This window comes from Paenibacillus ihumii, assembly GCF_001403875.1.
GTDB lineage: Bacteria > Bacillota > Bacilli > Paenibacillales > Paenibacillaceae > Fontibacillus > Fontibacillus ihumii.
The window spans coordinates 58,426-84,117 of sequence record NZ_LN884292.1 but is presented as its reverse complement, the minus strand read 5'-3'; the positions used below and the strand labels follow the sequence as shown (position 1 = coordinate 84,117).

Genomic DNA, 25,692 nt, shown 5'->3' with positions numbered 1-25,692 from the left:
AAAAATCTCCTATGAGTTTAACATTCCGCTAAAAAAGTTGAAATTGTAGTAAAAAAGAGCCTTTAGTCCTATTCGGACAAAGGCTCTTTCCGGCAATTTATTTTGCTATTTCTTTTTTCTCATCATATCGAAATAGGCTACAGGGTGATCCACTTTCATTTTAACCTTCTGCAGCGGGTGGCGTGCAGCATCGATTTCATTACCGTCCTCGTCCCACAGCAATCCCACAGCTTGCTTGAAGAAGGTTCCGTTCGGGCCGAAGAATTCGACCTCCTGCCCAGGCTTGAAATGGTTGCGCTGCTGTATAATCGCCGTTCCCTCCGCTGCATCGTATTCCATAACCAGACCGGCGAAGTCGTAAGGAACCGCCTTCTCCTCCGGTTCGTAAATATGATCCTCGTGGTCGGGAGTGTCGTAGAAAAAGCCGGTATTCAGCGGACGATTCGCCGCCTTATTAATTTCCTCCAGCCACTCCGGCTTCAATACATAATTCTCCGGATCGGCCATATACGAATCGATCGCTTGACGATAGACGTTCACGACAGTAGCCACGTAATGGATCGACTTCATGCGTCCCTCGATCTTGAAGCTGTCGATGCCGACATCGATCAGATCGGGAATATGGGCGATCATGCAGAGGTCCTTGGAGCCCATTGTAAACGGATTATCCTCCTCCCGGAAGAGCGGAAGCGGGGCAACTCCTAGCTTAGGCGATCGTCCTTCCTGAGCCATCGCAAATTCCTCTTCCGATACCCAATTTTGTTCACTCGGCCCATCCTCAAACAGATCGTACTTCCAGCGGCAGGACTGGCAGCAGCCTCCACGATTGGAATCGCGGTCCGTGAAATGGTTAGACAATACGCATCGCCCGGAAAAGGAGGAGCACATGGCCCCGTGGATGAAGGATTCAATCTCGATGTCTACATGCTTCTTGATTTCCTGAATTTCCTCCATGCTGGTCTCGCGGCCGAGCACGACCCGAGGCAAACCCTCTTCCTTCCAGAACTTAACCGCCTGCCAGTTGATCGTCGATTGCTGGGTGCTGAGATGCACCTCTAGCTTTGGCGCCACACGGCGCGCCGTGTCAATAATAATCGGATCGGCCGCAATGATGGCGCTGATCCCTACCTCCTGCAGATTGCGCAAATACTCCTCGATACCCTCGATATCCTCATTATGAGCGTATATATTCGTAGCCACAAATACCTTTGCGCCGTATTTCTTCGCGAACTCTACACCCTCGCGCATCTCTTCAAAGCTGAAATTATCCGCGTTCGAACGAAGACCGTACTTCTGTCCTCCGATATATACGGCGTCCGCCCCGTAATGGATCGCAAACTTCAGCTTTTCCAGATTTCCAGCCGGAGCAAGCAGCTCTGGCTTGTCTAGGCGATAGCGTTTCCCTGTATATTTCGGCCGATGTTTCTGTGTGGTTTGCATCCTCGTTCACCTCTTGCATCTATTTTACAATTATTTTGATTTATTAATATACCTGCTCTTTATAGAAAAAGCCGAAGGACAGCTCGCGGTCAGGATCCTGTACTGCCCGTATTTCATCTAGCCACTCTTCATTGAATTCATAGCCGTCCGGATTACTGAAATAGCTGTCGATCGCCTGACGATAAATACGGATAACTGTTGTGTTGTAGCTGACATCCTTAAGCAAAGTCTCGATTTTGAAGCTGTGCACGCCCGCTGCCATCAGATGATGCAGATCCTCTAAGATGCAAATATCATCGGAGCTCATAATATGCGTGCCATTCGAATCCTCATAAATCGGGAATTTCTCGCCGGGGCGCTCCGCCTCAACAAGGAATAATCCCCGTTCCCTTCCCAATTCATCCTTGGCATGCTCAAGCGCTCTTCCTTGATGCTTCAAATAACTGTCCACCAGGCGCCGCTTAGAGTGATAAATATTCGTCATGCCGTGAACCTGCACCTCGGACTCCAGCTTCAAATAAGGCTGCATCTCCGTAATTTCATCCATGTTCAACTCGCGGGCTAATACAACCCGGGAGGCGCCTTTGCTGCCCCAGTAATTTGCCGTTGCATAGTTGGTCGACGTCATCTCCGCATTCCAGTGCAGCTTTAATTTCAGATTCATCGAACGAACTGCCTGCAGAACCGCCGGATCCCCGAACTGTATGCCGTCTACCCCGGCCTGCTCCAGCTGCTGCAAATAGAGCGGCAGCTCCTTCAGCAGCTCATTGCTGATAATATTCGTTACGCTAACGTAAATTTTGGCGCCGCGAGCGTGAGCCCGCTTCACGGCTTCGGCGATTTCACCAGCGTTACAGCTGCCGGGCAGCCTCATGCCGTATTTCTCTTCCCCGATTAACGCAGCGCCAGCTCCCGCTTCCAGATAGCTATCCAGCTCGTTTAAAGAACCAGCCGGGACAAGAAGCTCCGGTTTGTTTCCCATTATCATACACCTCGGTTATTTGGCTGTAGCCTTACTTTTTTTGATATTCTGCAAATGCTCCGCATACGTTTTGGCGAATAAGTGCTCGCCGCTTCCGTCTTTCTTGGTAACATAGAATAAGTAATCCGATGCCTCCGGCTCCAGCGCCGCCTCGATTGATTTCAAGCTGGGGGCCGCAATCGGCCCGGGGGGCAATCCTTTGTACATATAGGTATTATAAGGGCTGTCCACGCTCTGCAAATCCTTGTATAACAGCCGTTCCTTCGGCTTATCAAGCAAATATTGAACCGTTGCATCGATTTCCAGCTTCATGTCCTTGGCAATCCGGTTATAAATCACCCCGGCGACCAGGGCCCGCTCGCTATCCGCTACAACCTCGCGCTCTACCAGGGAGGCCACTGTCATCAGCTGGTTGAAATCAAGTCCCCGGGCCTCCAGCTTACGCTCAAAATCGGGAATGCTCTTGATGCGCTTCTCCGTTTCCTGCAGCATCCGGGCAATGATATCTGCCTCCGTGCTCCCTTTCTCCAATTCATAGGTTTCCGGGAACAGATACCCCTCCAGCCGGTAATTCAGCTCCGCTGGCGCTGGAACATAGGCGAGAACGGCCCCTTCGATCCCCTCGGCCTCCTTCGCCAAATCCAGAAACACTTCCGGGTCCACATATCCCGCCTCGGCGAGCCTATCCGCCATTTGCTTGACGGTGTAGCCCTCGGGGATCGTAAAACGAATCATCTCAGCTTTGACTACATCGCCGCTGTTCAGCTTTTGAATGATCTCGTCATACGTCAAGCCCGGTTGCATTTCGTACACTCCAGCCTGGAATCGGCTGCCCTGGGATTTCCACTTTAAATAGGACTTGAACATGAAAGAATTTTTAATCAGGCCTTGGTCCTCCAGGAGCTTCGCAATAGAAGCCGTCCCTGTTCCCGGTGAAATCGTAAGCTGGACAGGCTGCCCAGCCCCCTTCACAGGCTGCATTTCCATATAACCATACGCGGCGAGCGCACCAGCGCCTATTATCATTAATAGTAATAAGGACAGCAGTCCCTTCCAAATCCTCTTCAATCTATCAGCTCCTTTACAGCCAAAAAGGGCGGAATCCGCCCTTCTCAGACCAATCTATAAAAATGACTCGTACACGCTATTCCGGGAAAGTTAATTCATCATACAGTTCGGAAACATTCTCCCATTCATCATCATCATCGATCGTGACCAGTTCCAGAGCTCCGTCTGCACTGCTGATAATTTTGAAGATTTCCGGCTCATCGCTCTCTCCTCCGCCTTCAGCGCGAAGAACAGCATATGAGCTTCCTGCAATATCGAATTCCTTCTCCACCGTATAATGGGAGATGCGCCCCTGCTCATCTTCAAGCTCGACAACAGAACCGAATGCGTCCTGTACACGAGAGGTCCAGACTACTGCTTCGGCGGAATAATCCATATTAATCCTGATCCTCCCCGTCGAACTCATCGATCAGCGTATTGAATGTCTCCTCGACGATTTCCCATTCCTCGTCGTTCTCAATCGTGTACAGCTTCAGGTCATCGCCGTCTTCCTCGTAACGAAATGCGTATACCTCTTCGGCCTCCTGGTCCTCATCCGATTCTACAGGAACGACCATCATATACTTCGCATCCGAACCGTCAACCTCGAACTTCATGATGACTTCGAACTCTTCCTCATTGCCCTCATCGTCAGGGATATAAATAATTTCCGGTTCTTCTTCATTGCCGATACGATCCTTAGACATATGCGATCACCCTCACTTTTTACTCTTAGAGTCCAAATAGTTTTGCAAAATCAAAACCGCGGCCATCTTATCCACAATGCCTTTGCGCTTCTTCCTGCTGACATCCGCTTCAATCAGCGTCCGCTGGGCCGAGACGGTGGTCAGCCGCTCATCCCACAGGTGGACAGGCAAATCGATCCTGCTCCGAAGCTCTTCCGCAAAGGCTTTGCATATTTCACCACGAGGACCGACCGAGCCGTTCATGTTCTTCGGCAGACCGACCACGATTTCTTCGATCTCATGCTGACTGGCCAGCTCAGCAATCCGCCCGTATTCGTCGCCTTCCCGCCGGCGCTCGATCACTTCGACGCCTTGGGCAGTCCATCCGAAGACATCGCTAACCGCTACGCCTATTCTTCGATCCCCGTAATCCAGACCCATAATCTTCATGCCATGCTCCTAACGGTGACTGGACATATAAAATCTCACCAGTTCTTCAATCAGTTCATCTCGTTCCTTCTTGCGCACCAGGCTTCTTGCATTGTTATGGCGCGGTATATATGCCGGATCTCCCGACAGCAGGTATCCGACAATCTGGTTGATTGGATTATATTCCTTGTCCTGTAACGCTTCATATACCGTAAGAAGAATTTCCTGCGCAGACGCCTCCTGCTCATCACCCTTGACATTAAACTTAACGGTTTTATCCATGTAGTCCATGATGACACCTCGCTTCTTAAGACATACGTCTTCTTGATCGCAGTCTGGTTTCCTCTTAGTCTACTCTTACTATATCATATTGTAGGTTCTTTAAGGAAATTTTCGGTTACGGCAACGAATATTACATGATTTAGCCTTGAGCCGCCATCCACTCTTCAGCAAGCTTCAATGCATCCTCCAGCTTGGAGACATCCTTGCCGCCGGCCTGAGCCATATCCGGACGGCCTCCTCCGCCCCCGCCGCATACAGCGGCAACTTCCTTGACCAGCTTGCCGGCATGAATGCCGCGCTTGACCTGCTCCTGGGGTACGGCTACTACAAAATTCACTTTATCGTCCATAGCTGCGCCAAGCACTAGGACTGCGTCAGGCACTTTAACCTTCAATTCGTCCGCCAAGGTTCTTAGCATATCCATGCTTGCCGCTTCTACTCGTGCTGCAAGAAGCTTGGCTCCTCCAACCTCGACAATGCGGCTCGTCAGCTCGCCTGCTTCAATCGCACTCAGCTTGCTTTGCAGCGACTCATTCTCGCGCCCAAGATCCCTCAGCTGCTGATGCAGTCCTTCGATCCGCTTCGGCACTTCGTTCACATTAGATTTCAACAGCGCTGCGGATTGCTTAAGCAGCTCAAGCTGGCCATCCATGTATAAATATGCTCCACGGCCGGTCACGGCCTCAATGCGGCGCACACCCGAACCGATGCCGCTCTCGCTGATCAGCTTGAACAATCCGATCTCCGCCGTATTGTTCACATGGCAGCCTCCGCACAGCTCCAGGCTGTAATCGCCTACCTGAACGACGCGGACAATATCTCCATATTTCTCGCCAAACAGGGCCATTGCGCCCATCGCCTTGGCTTCGTCGATCGGCTTGTATTCGATCACAACATCCAACGCGTTCCAGATTTGCTCATTCACCTTGCGCTCTATCTCCGCCAGCTCCTCAGGGGAAATGCTGCCCAAATGGGAGAAGTCGAAGCGCAGCCGCTGCGGCTCAACCAGAGAGCCCGCCTGATTGACATGCTCGCCGAGCACCTCTTTAAGCGCTTTGTGGAGCAGGTGTGTAGCAGTGTGGTTCTTCAGGATTTCACTGCGCAGCTTGCGGTCGACCTGAGCCGTTACAGTCACACCGACACGCAGCTCGCCCGAATTCACGGTCACTTGATGCACATGCTGTCCGCGCGGCGCCTTAAACAATCCACTTACTTCGGCGGTGCCCGACTCGCTAAGAATAGCCCCTTTGTCGCTGACTTGCCCGCCGCTCTCCGCATAGAATGGAGTCGACTCCAGGATGACCTGGCCGCTCTCTCCAGCAGACAGCACGTCGACGAACGCATCATTCGCAATGATCGCCAAAATGCTGGTGGACGTTTCTAGCTCATTATATCCAACGAAATCTGTTTTAGTCGTGAAATCGGCCAATACCCCGCCCTGTACGGACATACTGCCGCCTTTATGGCTCGCTGCCCGGGCACGCTCCCGCTGCCCTTGCATTTCAGACTCGAAGCCCTCGCGATCGACGCTTAGTCCGTGCTCCGCCGCAAAGTCCTCGGTCAGATCAAGCGGGAAGCCATACGTGTCATACAGCTTGAAGGCATCCGCCCCGCTGATCGCCGTACGCCCCTGTGCCTTGGCCTGCTCGCTAATCTCGGAGAGAATCGTCAGCCCGTCGCTGAGCGTTTCATGGAACCGTTCCTCCTCCGTGCGAATAACCTTCTCGATGAATTCCCGCTTTGCAACGACATCTTCGTAATAGCTGCCCATAATGTCGCCAACCGTCTTCACGAGGTTGTACATGAACGGCTTATCAAGCCCGAGCGTCTTGCCGTAGCGGACAGCCCGGCGGAGCAGGCGGCGAATAACATATCCGCGGCCCTCATTGGATGGCAGAACGCCATCGGCCACGGCAAAAGCAACCGTGCGGATATGGTCGGCGATCACCTTCATGGCGATATCGCTATCTTCGCTGGCACCGTACGAGATTCCGGAAATTTTCGCCGTATGATCGATGATCGGCATGAACAGATCCGTGTCGAAATTGGAGTTGACGTTCTGCAGAATGGAAGCGAACCGCTCCAGCCCTGCGCCGGTATCAATATTCTTGTTCGGCAGCGGCGTGTAGCTGCCGTCTTTATTGTGATTGAACTGCGAGAAGACAAGGTTCCATACCTCCAGGAACCGCTCGTTCTCACCGCCCGGCGTGCAGTCCGGATCGGACAAATCGCCGTAAACGTCACCGCGGTCATAGAAAATTTCCGTACAAGGACCGCACGGGCCTTCGCCGATATCCCAAAAGTTGTCCTCCAGCTTGATGATCCGCTCGGCGGGCAGGCCGATTTTCTCATTCCACAGCTTGTAAGCCTCCTCGTCCTCCGGATAGACCGTCACGGACAGACGCTCGGGATCGAATCCGATCCATTCTTTGCCCGTCAGGAACTCCCAAGCCCAGGTAATGGCTTCCTCCTTGAAATAGTCACCGATCGAGAAATTTCCCAGCATCTCAAAAAACGTATGATGCCGCCGCGTCTTCCCAACGTTTTCGATGTCATTGGTGCGGATACATTTCTGCGAATTTGCCATGCGCGGATTTTCCGGCTTCACCCGTCCGTCAAAATACGGTTTGAGCGGGGCCATTCCAGCATTGATCCACAATAGGGATGGATCGTTATGGGGCACGAGCGACGCGCTCGGTTCAATTTTATGTCCTTTGCTGGCGAAGAACTCCAGCCATTTGGAACGAATTTCACTTGATTTCATAGCTTCTGCTCCTCCTAATAAATCATATTCATATAGCATGGCGAGAGAATCTGAAAAAAAGAAAAAACGCCCCTGGATATCAGGGACGATTGACTCGCGGTACCACCCTGGTTATCGTATTCCCGGAATTGTGCCCTGCTCCGAAAGAAACGATCGCCTCGAAAGGTTCTCTAACGGGAACCACCCGGCGAATTTGCTTCGCTCTCTGAAATCAGCTTTCCGTCCGGCCAATGATCGGGTTCTTTCAGCCAACGCGTTATGAGCAGGACTTAATTATCAGCCGCAGCCTCGCGAAGGAACTCCTTCTCTGGAACATTGAACATGAACGTACTTCATTTCGTCAACGATTTACATTAATCCATTTTTGCATAAAACATTATTTTCATAAATCACTAATAAGTATATAAGGCGGATTTCCCGCTGTCAATGCGAATTAGACCGTTTTGCGGCGGACATAGTACGTGTAAAAATGCTGGATAATCACTTTTGCCACGGCAAATAAAGGAACCGCCAATATCAGGCCCGCTACTCCCGCGATTTCGCCGCCGACGAGAAGGGCGAATATAATCAGCATGGGATGCAGCTGCAGCGATCGGCCTACGACCTGAGGAGAGATAATATTGCTCTCGATGAATTGGCATATTGTGTTGACCAGAGCAACCAGCAGGACCATGCGCCATGAAATCGTGGTAGCCATAATAAGAGCAGGGGCCGCCCCCAAGAAGGGTCCGAGATACGGGATGATATTGCATACCGCGACGACTCCGGCAAACAGCAGTGCAAACGGCATGCCGATGATCATATATCCCAAATAGGCGAGTACCCCGATAATGACGCACACGAGCAGCTGCCCGCGTACATAATTGCCGAGCGCTTCATCGATATCTTTTAATAAAGCCACGATGGATTTCCGGCGGGAACGGGGCAAATAATGCAGGATCAACCGTTCAAAGGACTCGAAATCCTTCAATATATAGAAGATCAGGAATGGAATGATAAACGCATTAAACACTACCCCGATCGTCGTTCCGATATTGTCCAGGAACTTCGAAATCGCGTTAGCCAGCCGGTGCTCGAATTGGAAGAACCAATTGTTCATTCCCATCCGGATGCTGCCGGGAAGGAGACTGCTGTCCCAGCGGTTGATCATCTGCTGGGTATGTAAAGTCAACTCGGGCAAATGCTCGCCCAGCTCCTCAAGCTGCTCGATGAACATGGGGATCATATTGATCAGGATCACCGACAGACAGGTCAGGAACACGGCGTAGATCAGCAGTACGGCCATCGTTCTTGGCACCTTGCGTCCCCCCAGCATCCGTACGACCGGATTAAGGATATAGGAAATGATCATCGCTATGACGAAAGGAGCTAGCACCGCCTTCAGAAACCCGTAAACATGGAATAACATCGGGCGGAGAAGCCACAGGAAATAGAGGATGACGAGGCAGAGCAGCAGCCATATTCCATTGCGGAACAGTTTATTGTTGTGAATCGGTTCCACGCTCGATCCCTCCTTGGCGGCGGACTGGCTATAGGTCAGTATGTGCCTGCTGCGAAAAAAATAATCGTACATTTTTCCTCAAGCAGCATCATAGAATGAGATAAGCTGTTTGTGAAGCCAAGCCTGGCGATCAACCAAGCGACTGAATATAGCTAACACTCTCGCCAGGAGCTGCGGCGCGACGCAAAAAAGAAGCCTGTAAAACAACAAATCTGCTTCTAGTTGGCGTGCTTGGTCCTGAAAACCATGCGTAAGAAGAAGCTTGTGGGAACAATAAAACCCTTCTCCACATGGAGAAGGGTTCTCCGGCCAAATATAGCGATTACTCTATATGTAGGCCGACCATATTAGGTTGATGCTTGCATTTGCGAGATATCCTGAGCCAAATCCTCTCCGAAGAACAAATCATCCAAGGAGCTGAGCGTCCCGTCTTCCTCCACCTGATATACAGACATTTTCTCTCCATTTACCGTCAATTCAATAAAGCATCCCCAGCAATAAAATTGGTGGGAACCTATCTTCCCGATATCCTTGGAGCTGCAATTTGGACATTTCATTCAATTATCACCTATCCATTGATAGAATTCATGGTCTTCTCCAGCCATTGCTCACTGTTCGGGGGGACCATGATCGCATTTTCCCCTTTCGTCATCCCTGGTATAAGAGGCAGGATTTTACGCCCCTCCATTAGATCGGAGATGAATCCATCACTAATTTCGATACCAGTAATTGTATTTCCCAAATCTTGGTCAAAATAAACATCCGCAACGTATCCAATCATCGTCCCGTCTTCCGTGAGCACGGGAAGTTCCTTCAATTTGCCGTTACCCGAAACGAAGGTAAGCTGTATATTCTCGGCTCCCCATCTATGGACAGCCTGTTGATTGCGAATCATGACGGCATCCTCGCCGTAAGCGACGATATCTTCCCAGGGAACGACTTTGCAATTCGAGGAGAACATAGCCTTGCCCTCCAGAACAATCCCTGAGATGGTCCAATCTTCATTCAACACAACATCGAGGACTTTTCCGACCTGCTTGCCGCCTTCCACATCAAAGACGGACAAGCCTATCATATCCTGCAGTCTCATGAGTTCAGGTCCCTCCTCGCTGGGCTTGATAGCAGCTTTTGGTAAAAAAGTGAACCCATCCTCCTTTCGAACATTCTGAAAGCATAGCCCATTATAATTTTTTACGAAGACGGGATAGGATGGTTCCAACTTTTTCGGCGGTGTACTCCATTTCTTCACTAGTATTACCCAAGCCAAAGCTGAATCGAATCGCCGAGCGCAAAAGATTTTGCGGAAGATTCATGGCTTCGAGAACGTGGGAAGGCTCAAGCGATCCCGAGGTGCAAGCAGAGCCGCTCGCTACCGCTATGCCTTCCATATCCAGATTCATCAGCATCGTCTCCGTCTGCATTTCCGGGAAGCTGATATTTACGATATGCGGCAAATAAAACTCCTCATTTCCGTTGACATGGAAATGGCCGCGGCCGACGGTGCGCTCCAAATGGCCAAGCAGCACCGACCGCAGCTTCAAATCATGCTCGCGTCTTGCGGACAAGCCGGCAGCAGCCAGCTCCGCAGCCTTGGCAAAGCCGACGATCCCGGCCATATTCTCTGTGCCGGCCCGTCTCTTCTTCTCCTGCAGGCCGCCGTAAAGAATGGGCTCGACCATGCGTTGCTTGCGAATGTACAGCGCTCCCACGCCTTGCGGCCCGTTAATTTTATGCGAGGAAAAACTAATAAGATCAATGGGAAGCTCCTTGCAATCGATCGGAACGGCGCCCAGTGCCTGAACCGCATCGACATGGAATACGATATCCCTGCTGCTGGCGCGGAGCATTTCCCCGATTTCTACGATCGGCTGCAGGGTGCCGACTTCATTATTGCCATACATAACGCTGACCAGCACGGTATCCGGACGCAGCGCCTCAGCGACCTGCTCCGGATGAACGCGGCCGGTTCGGTCGACTGGAAGATACGTCACTTCAAAGCCCTCTTTCTCCAGCTTTTCGCAGGAGTGCAGTACGGCATGATGCTCGATGGCTGTCGTCACGATATGCTTGCCGCGTGATTTCTGGGCTTGCACCGTACCGAATAATGCCAGATTATCGCTCTCCGTACCCCCGCCTGTAAATACCAGCTCCTCCGGCTTGCAGCCGAGGGAAGCCGCCAGACGATCCCTTGCGCCGTTTAGTACACGCTTCGCTTCCCTTCCAAAGGAATGCACGCTGGATGCGTTCCCGAATTTCTCGGTCATGACAGAAATCATAGCCTCTGCCACCTCTGGGTGCAGCGGAGTGGAAGCGGCATGGTCCAAATAAATTTTTCTCATTATAACGATCACCTATCTTTGAAAGGTTGTGCAAGCAACCTGAATTTCATGCGTATTATTGCATTATTCCCCGGAAACATTCCCATCATAACGCCGTGCCAACCACGTGTCCAGCAATAAGTATCTTTTATCTTCAATTTTCTCTTTAATTTCCAAACGATTATACCGATGATAAAAGTATACAACGAAGGAGCGTGAGAATGATGCACGAACTAAAGATGGCAGTTACGCTGGAGCAAGAGGTCGTCATACAACTGGATTCCGGTGAGACAATGCGAGGTTTGCCTAAATGGAGCGCAGACCCGAAGAAAGTGCAGCTACGCACCGTAGAAGGCTCGTTTTGGGTTCTGCTGGAGGAGATCGTGCACGTCACCCGCATCATCCCTATTGATAAAATAGAAAAGCCTCGGCCGCAAAAAACGCAAACGAAGCGCGACGGCTCTTATTGGATAAAGTAAAGAAGTGCCCCCTCGGCACGGACAAAAGGTGCTATCCCAAAAGGTAGGCAGTTTAAATTACTTAAGGAATCGCTTCTCGTTTTTTTGAGAAATAGTCGGCCAGGATGGTTTATTCCAGGCCGGCTATTTTACTTTATAGGCCAGGAGTTTGTTCTGGCTGGCTATTTGACTATGTTGGCCTAGTCCCCCTTACTTCCAGAAGATTGGGGGCAGAAGAAAGCCACCCAACCTAAGGCTTACTTACGTAACTCGAAGCAGGAAGCGCCGACCTCCCGAACCTCCGAAACCTCGCCCCCCCGGATCCCCGGTTATTTTTTACCTAGCACAACACACTCTCTGATCCATGCATGAGCTGAACCGAGCGCGCCAGAGCGCAGCCCTCTTTACTGGTCTGCTGTCGATAGAGACAGTATTGTCAATTAGAAATGCTAGTCAGTCATTGGAACTCGTCCCTGGCCTGCTTTTTGTAGGGTAGATAAGTCATATTGCTTTAGATTTCCCGGTTTCCGCTGACTTTGATCCATGAAGCTTTACGCGGGCGTTCTGCGCAAGATGTACTTCTTTTCTGTAGTGCCGCTTCCTAACCTCATATCCGCTCTCGGTCTTCTCCTTGCCCTCCCGAGTGAAAGTCAGCTTCTGCCCCGCTGCACAGGCCATGTATCCTCAGCTTCATCATACTCCCAGTTGACTGGCTTGCTTATGTCTGTCCTTTTTCCAAGCTTTTGTTTTCTCTTAGTGATTGATGTTGTATTTGACGGTGGTTTTCAATGCTTCACCTTCTAGGTAGGCGTAATCTTGCTCGTTCCAGCATCCGGCGTCGGCAATGATTTTGCCATGTAATCGGCCAACTGCGCTTCTGCTTTCTCCAAGTGCGGCTTCAAAATTCACATGTCGGTCGGGCGTTGGTGAAATGCTATATTCGACAATCAATTGGTTCCCAGTTCCAATTTGTACGTTATATCCCGGTTTGAGCTAATCGTTTCACATGTGGCCTTACTTGATCCTCCGCATGAATGTGGCGTTTGGCTCAGTTTTGCTGTAGCTATTACGCTCGCCGAGAATCTCAAGTGCTGCTTATATTACTGCAGGCGGGAAGGGAGGTCTATAGTCAGTGTGACCAAACATGCTCTCAGCCCCCCTTTATTCCGAGCATGAATCGCGGCGAATTCTCGTTCTAAATGGATTTATAGTAGTTAATTTCTGCAGCAAAGAAAGGAAAGCAGATTTAAATGGATTCCATGTCGTTAGAAAAAGGAAAACTGTTCATCATGGGCGGGATTTTTGATTTTAGGTGCATGAAATCCATCTAATCCACTGAACCATTCGTTTAGAGCATCATTAGATACATGAATTCCAGTTAACGATCGAGTTCGACAGCTTCATAACATAAGTCAAAAAATGGGGTATTATGGTGGGTTCAACAACTAACACAGCATAGGCCAAAGAGTGAGATTTAGTGGTCGAGTTTAATAACGTACCTAGCATAAGCCAAAGAACGGGGTTTTAGTGTTCAAGTTCGACAGCCTACATAAAATGAGCTAAAGAATGGGATGCAGGCGAGGGAGAAATGGATACCGCCAAATGGATTCTGCAGAAAGCGGATCACTTTCCAAAAAAGGGGCGACCCTAGCCATCTATGATGACTTCTGGGACAGCCCCTTGGAATACAAACCAATTTCGGACTCCCCTTGGGAGTCTTTATTTCATGTATGCAATGTATGCATGAAATATCAGATGTAGAACATATAGTTGGAATTCGCGCCTTGCTCTTCGAAGTTGATCAGATTCTCCAGCGTCGTCGAATCCAGCACCTCGGCGATGCTGTCGCGGATGCGCAGCCACAAATCCCGTTTGGCCGGATCGTCCTCCTCCGTAAAGTCCACCGGCGAAATCGGTCCCTCCAGCACGCGGATGATATCACCTGCCGTAATATCCTCGGCTGCACGTGCCAATATATAACCCCCGTAAGCACCGCGTACGCTCTTTACAAGCCCGGCGTTCCGCAAAGGGGCGATCAATTGCTCCAAATAATGCTCGGACAGCTGGTTCTTCTCGGCGATGCTCTTCAAGGAAGTAGGTCCTTCACCGAACTTTGCAGCGAGCTCCATCATGATTGTTAAGCCATAGCGTCCTTTTGTGGAAATCTTCAAAGAAGCCACCTCTTTCAATTTTCGAGTAATCTTTATATAATTGAACTTTGATCAATAAAGTTATGACAGGGAACTTTGTCCGTACCGGAAGGGCACGTCAGCGTAATAACTCCCTATTCCTATCATTAACCTATGTTTATCGTAACACATCCCGTGTCTTTTGGAAAATAAAACAGCCCTGCTTCCCATAAATTGTTTACCTTCTATTAACAATTCAGGCGACTTCGCTTCAAGCAGGCTGCGTATGATAAAATATCGACAGGGAAACCGCCAAAGGAGTGATATAGATGTCTGGATCAAACAGCGAAACAAGAATTGTCGTCGGCATGTCCGGAGGCGTCGATTCCTCGGTAACGGCGCTGCTGCTTAAGCAGCAAGGATATGATGTTATCGGCATTTTCATGAAAAACTGGGATGATACCGATGAGTTCGGCCGCTGTACAGCGGAGGAGGACGCCGAGGACGTGCGGCGCGTCTGCGAGCAAATCGATATCCCGTACTATACCGTCAATTTCGAGAAGGAATATTATGATAAAGTATTTGCCTATTTTCTCGAAGAATATAAGCGTGGCCGCACCCCGAATCCGGATGTGATGTGCAACCGTGAAATCAAATTCGGAGAATTCCTGAATAAGGCCATAGATTTGGGCGCCGATTATGTAGCCACTGGCCACTATGCCCGCGTAATACGGGACGACGACGGCCAATACAAATTATTGCGCGGCGTCGACAGCAACAAGGACCAAACTTATTTCCTGAACGCACTGAATCAGGAGCAGTTGTCCAAAGCAATGTTCCCGATCGGCCATCTGCCGAAGCCAGAGGTGCGCCGCATCGCCGAAGAGGCTGGCCTGTATACGGCCAAGAAGAAGGATAGCACAGGGGTTTGCTTCATTGGAGAGCGTAACTTCCGCGAGTTCCTGAGCCAGTACCTGCCGGCCCAGTCCGGCGATATGGTTGATATTAGAACGGGAGAAGTCAAAGGCCGCCATGACGGCCTGATGTACTACACGCTGGGGCAGCGGCAAGGCCTTGGCATCGGAGGATCAGGCAGCGGCGAGCCCTGGTTCGTGGCCGAAAAGGATTTGAAGAACAACATTCTTTACGTCGTGCAAGGCGACAAGCACCCGAGCCTGTATTCCACCGGCCTGATAGCTTCAGGCGTGAACTGGATCGCAGGCCGCGACAAGTTGCCGGACAAGCCGTTCAAATGCACGGCCAAATTCCGGTATCGCCAGCAGGACCAAGGGGTTACCCTGACCCCTCGGGAAGACGGAACGATGTTCGTTGCCTTCGACCAGCCGCAAAAAGCGATTACCCCCGGACAGGCGGTCGTCTTCTACGATGGCGACGAATGCTTGGGCGGCGGAACAATCGAAGCCGCGGAGAAGCTGCCGGTACCTGAGTTGGGAGCGTCCCTAAGCTAACTGAAGCGTACGCACAAAGAGAAGGGGCTGTCTAATAAGTCTCCAAAATAAAAAGTTGGGCAAGAAAACGTAAAGTTTTCCGTCCAACTTTTTTTGCTCTGTCGCTTTGCAGGAAAGTAGCGAAACGGATGCCCGCCCTTAAGTAGATTGCGGGCCAAAGCCACAAATCCCAAAATCGGTGTGAACCCAGCCCTCGCAAGAAGAACCAACGGAATGAGCGATTGCCCTTGACGTGCTCCCCTTAGTTTAATGGATTTATAGTAGTTAATTTCTACGACCAAGAAGGAAATGTAGATTTAAATGGATTTCATGTCGTTAGTGGGAGGAAAGAAGGTCATCCTAGGCTGGATTCTTGATTTTTGGTGCATCAAATCCATCTAATTCCCTGTACTATTCGTTTCGAGCATAATTAAATACATGATTTCCATTTAGTCTACATCCCTGTTTAGCTCGTGTCCGACAGTTTTTATAGGGTGCTAAAGACGGGAGCCCCTCAGTGTTCTACGTTCACTTTGAGACAGTCCCCTCTTCCGTTTCTCTGGCGGCCATCACAGATGGCGCACAAGCTCTTCCACAAATTGCTCCAGCTGCTCGCGGTCCAGCTCATCAAACCGGCTGGTAACCGGGCTGTCGATATCCAGGACGCCAAGCAACTCGCCGTCCTTGATTAACGGTACGACAATTTCCGAACGGGAAGCGGCATCGCAGGCAATATGGCCGGGAAACTGATCGACATCATCCACCAGCACAGTAGTGCGCTGCATGGCCGCCGTTCCGCATACTCCCCTGCCCAGCGGAATCCGGATGCAGGCCGGCAATCCTTGAAACGGCCCCAATACGAGCTCGCCATCTTCATACAAGTAAAAGCCAACCCAGTTGATTTGCTCCAGAAATTGATTCAGCAGCGCCGCTGCATTAGCGAGATTGGCTACTCGGTTAGGCTCTCCTTCCAGCAGCGTCCGCAGTTGCGACTTAACGACGGAGTACTGCTCTTCACGGGTTCCAGCATATTTTTCGGATACGAACATGGCATTTCCACTCCTTTTGTAATCTAATCTCTGTATCGGCTCCTCTTTATTCGTAAATCACGTGGATCCAGATCGATTAACCTAAATCATGTCCGGTTATGATGATATCTATGACGAGGAAAACATTCAAGACTAAAATTGACGGCCGAATAAAACCAGGATATTGCTTTAACCCGGTTCCGTTCGCGATTCCGCCCATTTACCTCTTTCCTACTGCATGTCCTTCGACTGGCGAATTTGCTGGTTATGGCGGATTTTGCTCTCATTCCCCTGCTCTGTCGCCTCATAGAACTTCCGCTTCGCCAAATTCGGCGGCAGATAATCCTGCTTCACATAGTGCCCCGGATAATCATGCGGATATTTGTAGCCGACATGTCCCAGCTTTTCGGACCCCTTGTAGTGGGTATCCCGCAAATGCAGAGGCACCTCCGCCGATCTCACATCCTCGATGGCCGTCATCGCTTTGGAGATCGCTGTGGTCACAGCATTGGATTTCGGGCTCTCTACAGCAAATAGAATCGCCTGGGCGATGTTCAGCTTCGCCTCCGGCCAGCCGTTATTCCGATACGCCTCCAGCGCGCTCACTGCCTGAACCATCGCTTGGGGATTCGCCAGGCCGATATCCTCGCTGCTTGCGGCAATCAGCCGCCGGATGAACGTCATCGGGTCCATCCCCAGCTTCTCCACCGCGTACAGGAACCAGAACAGCGCAGCATCGCTGGAGCCGCGAATGCTCTTATGGAACGCCGACAGCACGTCGTATTGCGTAGATTCATCCGCTTTGACGAGCGGGCGCCGGATCGATTCCTCCGCCACCTCCAATGTAATGTGGACGCAGCCGTCCGGCCGCGGAGGCGTCGTCATCGCCGCCAGCTCGAGCGCATTCAGCGCCCGGCGGATATCCCCGTTCGCCATCGCCGCGATATGCAGCAGCGCCTCCTCGTCTACTTCAAGATGCATGAAGCCTAACCCTTTCTCTTTATCTGTCAAAGCCCGCTTCATCGCAATGAGCGAGTGCTCTTTCGTCAAGGGCTGCAGCTGGAACAAGGTCGAGCGGCTCATCAAAGCCCCGTTCACATAATGGAACGGGTTCTCCGTCGTCGCCCCGATAAAAGTAATCGTTCCCTTCTCCACAGCCGGAAGCAGGGCATCCTGCCGCGAGCTATTGAACCTGTGTACCTCATCGAGAAACAGAATTGTTTTCGTTCCGTAGAAGGACTTATCATTTTGCGCTTTCTCGATCACTTCCCGCACATCCTTTACGGAAGCATCTACGGCATTCAATCTTACAAACTCTCCTTGCGTATGATTGGAAATAATATGGGCAAGCGTTGTCTTCCCGCAGCCGGGGGGGCCATACAGCAGAATCGAGGATACCTGGTCCGCTTCAATCGCCCTGCGCAGCAGCTTGCCGGGCCCCACGATGTCTTCCTGCCCGATATATTCATCCAGTGTCGTCGGCCTCATCCGGTCGGCAAGCAGCCTGCCGGCAGGGCTCGAGCTTTGCTGGTAAGAGAACAAATCCATGGAGTTCACTTCCTTATGACTAAATAATGACAGCCTAAACCTAAACACCATTTTACCATATTGGGACATAAAACATGATCGGGTACAAAACATTTAAAATCATTCTTTCGCTTTCTTCCCAAGGCGGAATATGAGTTAATATAGATGTCGGGCCGACGAATCACTGGAAAGGGGGCTGATGAATGTGATTTCAGTGAGTGAGGTGGTTTCCGCGTAAGCGGAAACCTCAAGCAAGGGGGCTGTATAGCCCCCTTATTTTCGTTGCTGTGAAAATATGTTAAGATATAGCCAGCTATTATGAAATGACGATAACGATGAAATCAATTATTGCGAAAGGGGGATTACGATCATGCAGACTTATTTCGTTCTTGAACTAGATCGAGCACATCGAAACAAGGAGGAACATGACCGTGAGCTACAAAAATGGGAAGGATGTGCTTCCCCCCCGATTGCTGAAGGAATTGCAGCGCCATATTCAAGGTGAGCTTCTCTATATCCCCAAACCGGAGCAAAGCCGTGCTTCCTGGGGAGAACTCAGCGGTACCCGCACATCGATTGCCAATCGGAATGAGGAAATATTTCGGAAGCATCGTTCAGGCCTATCGGTTAGAGATCTAGCCGAGATGTACTACCTCTCAGACGAGAGCATTCGCAAAATACTGGCCAAGATGCGCACCGCCCAGAAGGAAACTACACCCTCATGCTAACTAAAAATCCATATAACGAACTCAGGAGCTGCCCCCATTAGAATTTCTAATGAGCAGCTCCTGATGTCTATTCCCAACAAAGCTAGGATTGGTTCATCTCCTTTATAACTTCCATTGGCACTTTTAACTTCCGCGACTCCGTCAGCAGCCCATTCATCTCCTGCTGCACATCTGTAATCTGTGTATAGCAGTAACCGGCGATATAATCCGTATTCTTAATCGCGTGGTGTATCGCTTTTAGTCTTGCTACGAATGATTCCTCCGAGGACTCCTGATGGCCGTAACCCCAACCCGCCTCATTTTTATAGGCAATGCCGCCGAATTCACTGACTAGGATGGGCTGCCCGCTATAGGCATAACCATCTGCAAAGGCATATTTCCTCTTGTTAAAGGCGATTTCGTTTCCTATAATCTTCTCCTTATCCTTATAACGCAGCTGGAACTCTTCCCCTGACTCTACATAATCATGAAGCGTTATGAGATCCGACACCGTATGCTCCCAGCCATCATTGGATATGACAAGCCGGTAAGGATCATAAGCTTTGGTGAGATGATAGATAGCCTCTGTGAAACGCTGCTGCTTCCTGTCCTTGGCAATTTGCATAATCCCCCAGGATTCATTAAATGGAACCCACACAACAATGCACGGATGATTATAATACTGCCGCACTACCTCCATCCATTCGTTGGTAAACCTCTGAATCGCATTGTCGTTAAACTCAAATGTAGCTGCCATCTCCGACCATACGAGCAGCCCCTTCACATCGCACCAGTAGAGAAAACGGGCATCCTCTACTTTCATATGCTTCCGTACGCCGTTGTAACCCATCTCCAGAATCGCATCGATATCTTGGATGATGGCTTCCTCCGAAGGCGGAGTAAGATGGCTCTCTGGCCAATAGCCTTGATCCAGGACAAGCCGCTGGTAGATCGGTTCGTTGTTAAGCAATACCTGTCCGGCTTTGGTGGAAATTTTCCGCATGCCAAAATAGGAATAGACATGATCAATCTTCTCCTGGCCGCGGTACAGAATAAATTCAACGTCATACAAATTCGGATGGTCCGGCGTCCAGTAGCTCATCTTCCAGGGGCCGTTCACTTCGTGAATCAGGTCAACCTCCAACTGGAGCCAGCTTCGATCCATCGCCAAGCCGACCTTTTTAACCTGCTCCCCCTTCAAGCTAACGATCGTTTCCAGCCACATATCTCCGGCCGGCCAATCGCCGTTCATTTGATATTCGAACCTCACCTTCCAGGCGTCGACGTCCGGGGTTATTTTCACTTGATCAATATACGTAGGCGCTGCATATTCCAGCCATACCGACTGCCAGATTCCCGTCGTCTGCACATAGAAGCACTCGAAGCTGTTCTGTTCCCAACGCTGCTTCCCTCGCGGCTGGGCAGCATCCATGCTATCTTCCACCTTAACCGTCAAGCTATTGGCTTCTCCACAAGTGATATAGGAGGTAATATCGAAGGAAAACGCCGAATAGCCTCCCTGATGCCGTCCAACATACTCCCCATTGACCCAAACCTTGGCGATATAATCAACGGCTTGGAAGTTCAGTATGACTCGCCTGCCGGCTTTCTCGGCCGGAATATCCAGCGTTCGATGATACCACACATTAGAATGGTGCTCCTCTTCGCCAATCCCGCTGGCTTTCGTTTCATAAGTGAAAGGAACAACAATTTGGCGGTTACCGCCGAAATTTTTCGGCCATCCCAAGCGCTCACCCATGTTGTCATCATCGAATCCGAAGCTCCACTCGCCATTCAAATTAACCCAGTCGGTTCTTACGAATTGCGGTCTTGGATAATCTTTGATATACATCTGTGTTACCATTGTCTCTCATCTACCCCTTCATCCTGGTTTTATCTCATGCTATGTCGTCTTAAGCGGCTGATTAAAGCGTCTAACCTACCCTTTAACTCCTGTCATCGATACACCCTGAACGATATGCTTTTGGAGAAAAATATAAACAATCATCGTAGGAATAGCAGCGATCGCACTGGCTGCCATAATCGTGTTCACGTGCAGCACATTATTCGAAAGGAAGGTCGGCAATCCTGTAGACAGCACCATGTTTTCTTCCGAATTAATCGTGATATACGGCCAGATGAAATTATTCCAGGACATAATGAAATAGAAAATACCAATTGCAATCATGGCTGAACGCGTTAGAGGCAAATAAATTGACCACCACAGGCGGAAATCCCGCCCCCCGTCGATTTGCGCTGCTTCCATATAGTCCTTGGGCAGCCCATCCATAAATTGCTTAATCAAGATCAGTCCAAGCGGATTCGTCAGGCTGGGCAAAATAATGCCCCACATATTATCCAGCAAATCAATGCTTAAGACCGTCTCGTATAAAGGAATCAGCATGGCTTCCGTCGGAATCAGCAGCCCGGACACGCATAAGATAAATAAAAAACCCTTGGATCTAAATGTTTTGCGAGAAAAAGCAAATGCCCCTAACGAGCTAATGATCACGGTAATAAGCGTAGTTACGGCTCCGATCACGAAGCTATTCCAGGTCCATCTCAAAATTTGCGATTCGGTTAATACTTTGGCATAGTTTCTAATGGTTAAGTCCGAGAAGTCCGTCCACTCTGCAATCGTAATCGCGGATACGCCTTCGGGCTTGAAAGAAACGACAAACATCCAAACTAGAGGAATTACAAAAATGACTGCCAATATGACGGTTAAACTATATATCGCTGCTCGCGCCACCTCTATTCACTCTCCATTTACGACTCTTTTCTGTTAACAACCATGTATTGAACCGCGGCAATCAACAGCATAAAAATACAAAACAACGTCGATTGCGCGGCTGCAAGCCCGAACATATCCTTCTTGAATCCCGTCACATAGATGTAACGGATGATCGTATTCGTCGTATCCCCGGGTCCGCCATTGGTCATAATTTGAACCTGCCCGAACAGCTTCAAGCCCGCGATGATTTGAAAAAAGATTTGCACCTTCATCACAGAAGATAAACCCGGAAGCGTAATGAACCGGAATTTATGAAACGAAGACGCGCCGTCAATATCAGCAGCCTCATAAAGTTCCTGGGATATTTCCTGCAGCCCTGCCAGGAATAATACCATGACAAAACCGACCGTCCACCACACGGTAGCAATGACAATGGACCACCAAGCCGCATTAGGACTGGTAAGCCAGTGAACTGAGGATAACCCTAGAGTCTCCAGGATGACATTGACGAGTCCATGCTTGGAATCGAACATTCGGAGCCAAATAAAGCTAATGACAGAAACGGAAAGTACGTATGGCAGAAAGTAGATCGATCGGAACATCGTCTGAAACGGAATCTTGCGGTGAATTAACAGAGCCAGTAACAGACCAAGCGAAATAATGATCGGAACGACTAAAATGACAAAATACAGGCTGTTCCATAAATATTTATAAAAATCGCTGTTCGTCAATATTTTTGTATAATTATTGAAGCCCACATACTTCTCCATCCCCAGAATCGTCCAGGAATGAAGACTGATATAAGCGCCTCTAAGCAATGGCCAAATATAGAAAACAAGAAGCGGAATTAAAAATGGGGCTAGAAATGCAATGGCTGAAAACTCATTTTTTAATTGCCTTTTCCACCCGCTTGCTGCTTGCTGAGCCTTCACGGTCATCCTCCTCCAACGCGATGCAGAACTGCCAAACCAAGCCTGCTTTCAAGGTTTAAGGAATGAAACCGCATCATCAGATACGGTTTCATCTCGCTCACCTTACTCTTAATTTTGAAGAATCTCGTTAATATCCTTCTCCATGCCCTTTACCCCATCTTCCGGCGTCATCGTTTTAAAAATAACAGCCTGAAGCACATCCTTCACCACCGTATCGATCGCATTGTACCGATCCGTCTTAGGCGCGTGTTTTACCGTTTTTTGCGAGGCGACAAACTCTTCCCGATACGGAAGGTTCATGTATTCGTCACTGGCAGTAACCGCCTTTGCTGCTGGAACATGACCCGCTTGCGCCCAAATTTTCCCGCCCTCAAGCGTGAAATACTTCATGAATTTCATTGCAGCAACCTGCTTCTCTTCCGTCACATATTCAGGAATAACGAGAGTATGGGAGGCTGCCCAATGCGTCTCGCTGCCAAAGATCGGAGGAATCGAGGTGATGCCGACATTCAGGCCTTCTTCACCGAGATGCCAGCCCGCTTCCCACACGCCGCCAAACCATGTCGCGGATTTGCCGCTATGGAATGTATCCCAAGGCGTCTTGTCGTTAATATCACTAAGACCTTGATCATAAAGATTCAAATAAAATTTCAGTACGTCTATTGCTTTCTCATTGTTGATGTCGGCTTGACTCAGATCATCTGTCAAAATACTGCCGCCAGCCTGATAATATAAATTGTAGAAGGGCTCATGAAAGTACGGCGTATTCACACTAAATGGCGTTATCCCTGGAACTTTGCTTTTGATTTCTGTCAGAAATTGCTTGAAGCCTTCAGGAGATATTTCGCCAAAATTCGGCGTGCCATCCTCATTCAGCAGCCCGGCCTCCCCAAGCAAATCTTTGTTGTAGTAGAACATATGGAAATGGGTATCGATGGGAACAGCATAGGGAATTCCGTCATAGCTGACGCTTTCCACGTTGCTATCCGTAATTTCGCTGAAATCAAAGCCAGCTTTCTCCGTCAGTTCACTCAGCGCGCTCAATTGACCCGCCTTAACAAAAGGTGCAAGCCGGTCAGCATGAGCTACCGCTACATCCGGGCCTTTGCCGGAGGCCAGTGCTGTACCGAACTTGGCATAATACTCGCCCGATTCCAGCCGCAGCGTTTTGACCTTAACCTCTTGCTGGGAGCCGTTAAAGCCGTCTACGATCTGATCGACAAAATCGCCTTCCCCGCCCCCAAATAGATTCCAAAACGTAATTTCGACCGGCCCGCTGGTCCCACCGCTGCCTGTGCCGCTATTCGTCTCCGCCGCCTTTCCCGAGTTGGCCGAACTGTTCCCTTTGCTGGAGCAGCCTGCTGCAATCAGCACGATTGCAAGCATCAAGAATAACATTGTCGTAAACCTGTTCCTTCTAGCCATGGCAATCCCCTTTTCTTGTATAGGTTTAGAACAGCTTCTATTGACCCGCCTGTAATGCAAGCGCATTCATTCTGTTCTTGAATTTCATATTAGAATAAAGCGGCGGTCATTCAAACGGAATAAACCACGCGATCTATCGTAAAAAATAAAGTTTTCTTTGCATGAATCTCAGATCCGATCTTTATAGTGCAATATTTCTCTCTTTCCGAGTAAAATTTACAGATTCGTCAAAGCCGGCTTACATGGACTTAACCCCATCCCTATATTCGCTTGGTGTTGCGCCTGTCATTTTTTTAAACAGTTTGGAGAAATACTTCGAGTCAGATATGCCGATCAATATGCCAATCTCACTGCTCTTAAGCTCTGTATTGCGGAGCAAGGCCTTGGCACGCTCAAGACGAACTTTGGTAATATAGTCGATGACCCCTTCGCCCATTTCCCGCTTAAACAAATTGGAGAAGTAATTTTTACTAAGATGAACATGCTGGCTTAGCACTTGGAGCGACAGATCTTGATCATAGTTCTGCTCGATGTAATGAATGGCCTTCGCAATGCTTCCTTGATCACTTGAATAGACGGCCCGCATCTTCTGGATCAGTTCCTCGTAGATCTGCACGAACCACGATATAATCTCCTCCAGCGTCTCAAGCTGCTTAATCTGGTCAAACAATTCCTTCTTCCGTTCATACAGCCATTCATGATCATGGGATAATTCCAAATACATATTGGTCAAATTCAGCAGCAGTTCAATAGATATTAGATGCACGCCTTCATAGTCGAGCCTTGTCTTTACATGATCGAAGGTATCCACAAGATACTGCTGCATCGCTTCACGATCCAAGGAATACAAATAATCATTCAGCTTCTTGTTCATCACCGGAACCGGCTTCGCCGCAATGTCAGTTTCATATACAAATTCTTGGCCTATCACGATGCCACATCCGATAAACAGTTTCAGCCGATAGCGATGCTCAGCCTCTAAATAAGCATTCCGTAGCTCTAGCAAGGTATAGAACGGACTGCTCACTCCAAGGGTTACCGATAATCCTAATTCGTCAGCTATTCGCGAGATGACCCGCTGCGCCAATTCCTCTGCCGCATCAGCAGAAATACCTCTGCACAGTACAGTCCACAGCCCCGTGCTTCCAGAGATAATTTCGTTATCCTCCGAACCGTTGGAGCATATTTCCCTAGTTGCTTCAATCCCCCTGGTATGGAGCATAATGATCTCATCTTCTGAGTGATGGCTCCTCAGCTTCTCCAAATTATCGATCCCGATATACAGTAAGATTTGAGGAGTCTTGTCGGAAATCAGGCCTGCTGCTTGCAGTTTCTCCTCGGTGACGTGGGCCTCCGAAACCGTGCCGTGTGCCAGCCCCATTAGCAATGCTTCTTTGGTAACGCGATCCTTATTCGATTCCTCGTGCGCTTGCTTACCCGGGGAATGACCAGCAGCATATTGAGCCTCGTCCAGAACAGTCTTCAGATTCACCATCACCTGCTCCAAATCCTTGGGCATAATATCGGATTTGATCAAATAATCTGTAATCCCAAGACGTATTGCCTTCTGAGCATACTCAAAATCGTCAAGGCAAGTCAGCAAAATCAGCTTGACCTGCCGATCCAATGCCCTGACCTGACTGACAAACTCGATCCCATCCATGACAGGCATTTTGATATCGGATATGACGACATCTGGCGCCAATTCCTCAAAAGCAAGCAGTCCTTCCGTGCCATTGCTTGCTTCGCCCACGACATCGAACCCTATACTTTCCCAGTCTATCATCGCTTTAATTCCATATCGGACGAAATGCTCATCATCCACGATCAGTACTTTGTACATATTGTCCCCCTG

The 25,692-nt window shown here is 49.6% G+C and carries 24 protein-coding genes; 3 read left to right on the top strand and 21 right to left on the bottom strand.

What is annotated here, in order from left to right; all coding sequences use genetic code 11:
- Positions 1–105 precede the first annotated feature (105 nt).
- The 12 genes from BN2762_RS00835 to BN2762_RS00780 all read right to left on the bottom strand — a co-directional run bounded on the left by BN2762_RS00835 (position 106) and on the right by BN2762_RS00780 (position 11,470).
- Positions 106–1,440 (bottom strand): peptidase U32 family protein, encoded by a 1,335-nt coding sequence (locus BN2762_RS00835; RefSeq protein ID WP_055105170.1) that lies wholly within the window; start codon positions 1,438–1,440, stop codon positions 106–108.
- A gap of 43 nt (positions 1,441–1,483) precedes the next feature.
- The gene (locus BN2762_RS00830; RefSeq protein ID WP_055105169.1) at positions 1,484–2,422 is read right to left on the bottom strand and encodes a peptidase U32 family protein; all 939 of its coding nucleotides are present in this window, start codon (positions 2,420–2,422) and stop codon (positions 1,484–1,486) included.
- 15 nt (positions 2,423–2,437) lie between these two features.
- Positions 2,438–3,490, bottom strand: a complete 1,053-nt coding sequence (gene mltG, locus BN2762_RS00825; RefSeq protein ID WP_187386456.1) for an endolytic transglycosylase MltG — start codon at positions 3,488–3,490, stop codon at positions 2,438–2,440.
- A gap of 76 nt (positions 3,491–3,566) precedes the next feature.
- Complete coding sequence (locus BN2762_RS00820; protein WP_055105168.1) at positions 3,567–3,866, bottom strand: DUF1292 domain-containing protein; 300 nt, start codon at positions 3,864–3,866, stop codon at positions 3,567–3,569.
- A 1-nt stretch (position 3,867) separates the two neighbouring features.
- A complete protein-coding gene (locus tag BN2762_RS00815; RefSeq protein ID WP_055105167.1) occupies positions 3,868–4,176 on the bottom strand; it encodes a DUF1292 domain-containing protein in 309 nt (102 codons plus the stop codon).
- A 12-nt stretch (positions 4,177–4,188) separates the two neighbouring features.
- A complete protein-coding gene (ruvX, locus tag BN2762_RS00810; protein WP_055105166.1) occupies positions 4,189–4,605 on the bottom strand; it encodes a Holliday junction resolvase RuvX in 417 nt (138 codons plus the stop codon).
- A gap of 9 nt (positions 4,606–4,614) precedes the next feature.
- Complete coding sequence (locus BN2762_RS00805; RefSeq protein WP_055105165.1) at positions 4,615–4,875, bottom strand: IreB family regulatory phosphoprotein; 261 nt, start codon at positions 4,873–4,875, stop codon at positions 4,615–4,617.
- A gap of 130 nt (positions 4,876–5,005) precedes the next feature.
- Complete coding sequence (gene alaS / locus BN2762_RS00800; RefSeq protein ID WP_055105164.1) at positions 5,006–7,630, bottom strand: alanine--tRNA ligase; 2,625 nt, start codon at positions 7,628–7,630, stop codon at positions 5,006–5,008.
- A 433-nt stretch (positions 7,631–8,063) separates the two neighbouring features.
- Positions 8,064–9,131 carry an AI-2E family transporter gene (locus BN2762_RS00795; RefSeq protein WP_055105163.1) on the bottom strand — a complete coding sequence of 356 codons (1,068 nt, stop codon included), beginning with the start codon at positions 9,129–9,131 and terminating at the stop codon, positions 8,064–8,066.
- 347 nt (positions 9,132–9,478) lie between these two features.
- Positions 9,479–9,688: a hypothetical protein gene (locus BN2762_RS00790; protein WP_055105162.1), complete on the bottom strand. Its 210-nt coding sequence runs from the start codon at positions 9,686–9,688 to the stop codon at positions 9,479–9,481.
- A gap of 11 nt (positions 9,689–9,699) precedes the next feature.
- The gene (locus BN2762_RS00785) at positions 9,700–10,221 is read right to left on the bottom strand and encodes a PRC-barrel domain-containing protein (RefSeq protein WP_055105161.1); all 522 of its coding nucleotides are present in this window, start codon (positions 10,219–10,221) and stop codon (positions 9,700–9,702) included.
- Positions 10,222–10,312: 91 nt separating this feature from the next.
- Positions 10,313–11,470, bottom strand: coding sequence for a cysteine desulfurase family protein (locus tag BN2762_RS00780; protein WP_055105160.1), 1,158 nt, complete (start codon positions 11,468–11,470; stop codon positions 10,313–10,315).
- A gap of 218 nt (positions 11,471–11,688) precedes the next feature.
- Between BN2762_RS00780 and BN2762_RS00775 the strand changes: the two genes are divergently transcribed.
- Positions 11,689–11,928 carry a hypothetical protein gene (locus BN2762_RS00775; protein WP_230202391.1) on the top strand — a complete coding sequence of 80 codons (240 nt, stop codon included), beginning with the start codon at positions 11,689–11,691 and terminating at the stop codon, positions 11,926–11,928.
- A gap of 732 nt (positions 11,929–12,660) precedes the next feature.
- Here the strand turns inward: BN2762_RS00775 and BN2762_RS26690 are convergent.
- Positions 12,661–12,858 carry a hypothetical protein gene (locus BN2762_RS26690; protein ID WP_148499841.1) on the bottom strand — a complete coding sequence of 66 codons (198 nt, stop codon included), beginning with the start codon at positions 12,856–12,858 and terminating at the stop codon, positions 12,661–12,663.
- Positions 12,859–13,658: 800 nt separating this feature from the next.
- Positions 13,659–14,078 (bottom strand): cysteine metabolism transcriptional regulator CymR, encoded by a 420-nt coding sequence (cymR, locus tag BN2762_RS00770; protein ID WP_055105159.1) that lies wholly within the window; start codon positions 14,076–14,078, stop codon positions 13,659–13,661.
- 287 nt (positions 14,079–14,365) lie between these two features.
- Between cymR and mnmA the strand changes: the two genes are divergently transcribed.
- Positions 14,366–15,505, top strand: a complete 1,140-nt coding sequence (gene mnmA / locus BN2762_RS00765) for a tRNA 2-thiouridine(34) synthase MnmA (RefSeq protein WP_055105158.1) — start codon at positions 14,366–14,368, stop codon at positions 15,503–15,505.
- Between the two features lie 548 nt (positions 15,506–16,053).
- Here the strand turns inward: mnmA and BN2762_RS00760 are convergent.
- Together BN2762_RS00760 and BN2762_RS00755 are read right to left on the bottom strand one after the other, a co-directional pair.
- Positions 16,054–16,533 carry a GAF domain-containing protein gene (locus tag BN2762_RS00760; protein WP_055105157.1) on the bottom strand — a complete coding sequence of 160 codons (480 nt, stop codon included), beginning with the start codon at positions 16,531–16,533 and terminating at the stop codon, positions 16,054–16,056.
- 210 nt (positions 16,534–16,743) lie between these two features.
- Positions 16,744–18,060, bottom strand: coding sequence for a replication-associated recombination protein A (locus BN2762_RS00755; protein WP_055105156.1), 1,317 nt, complete (start codon positions 18,058–18,060; stop codon positions 16,744–16,746).
- A 410-nt stretch (positions 18,061–18,470) separates the two neighbouring features.
- Here BN2762_RS00755 and BN2762_RS00750 point away from each other — a divergent pair, with 410 nt between their 5' ends.
- Complete coding sequence (locus BN2762_RS00750; RefSeq protein WP_055105155.1) at positions 18,471–18,767, top strand: CD3324 family protein; 297 nt, start codon at positions 18,471–18,473, stop codon at positions 18,765–18,767.
- Between the two features lie 82 nt (positions 18,768–18,849).
- Here BN2762_RS00750 and BN2762_RS00745 read toward each other — a convergent pair whose 3' ends face one another.
- The 5 genes from BN2762_RS00745 to BN2762_RS00725 all read right to left on the bottom strand — a co-directional run bounded on the left by BN2762_RS00745 (position 18,850) and on the right by BN2762_RS00725 (position 25,680).
- Positions 18,850–20,610: a glycoside hydrolase family 2 protein gene (locus BN2762_RS00745; RefSeq protein ID WP_055105154.1), complete on the bottom strand. Its 1,761-nt coding sequence runs from the start codon at positions 20,608–20,610 to the stop codon at positions 18,850–18,852.
- 75 nt (positions 20,611–20,685) lie between these two features.
- Positions 20,686–21,429 (bottom strand): carbohydrate ABC transporter permease, encoded by a 744-nt coding sequence (locus BN2762_RS00740; protein ID WP_148499844.1) that lies wholly within the window; start codon positions 21,427–21,429, stop codon positions 20,686–20,688.
- 86 nt (positions 21,430–21,515) lie between these two features.
- Positions 21,516–22,412 (bottom strand): carbohydrate ABC transporter permease, encoded by an 897-nt coding sequence (locus BN2762_RS00735; RefSeq protein ID WP_187386455.1) that lies wholly within the window; start codon positions 22,410–22,412, stop codon positions 21,516–21,518.
- A 108-nt stretch (positions 22,413–22,520) separates the two neighbouring features.
- On the bottom strand, positions 22,521–23,798 hold the full coding sequence (locus tag BN2762_RS00730; protein WP_230202393.1) for an ABC transporter substrate-binding protein: 1,278 nt from the start codon (positions 23,796–23,798) through the stop codon (positions 22,521–22,523).
- Positions 23,799–24,075: 277 nt separating this feature from the next.
- A complete protein-coding gene (locus BN2762_RS00725) occupies positions 24,076–25,680 on the bottom strand; it encodes a response regulator (RefSeq protein WP_055105150.1) in 1,605 nt (534 codons plus the stop codon).
- Between the last annotated feature and the right edge of the window lie 12 nt (positions 25,681–25,692).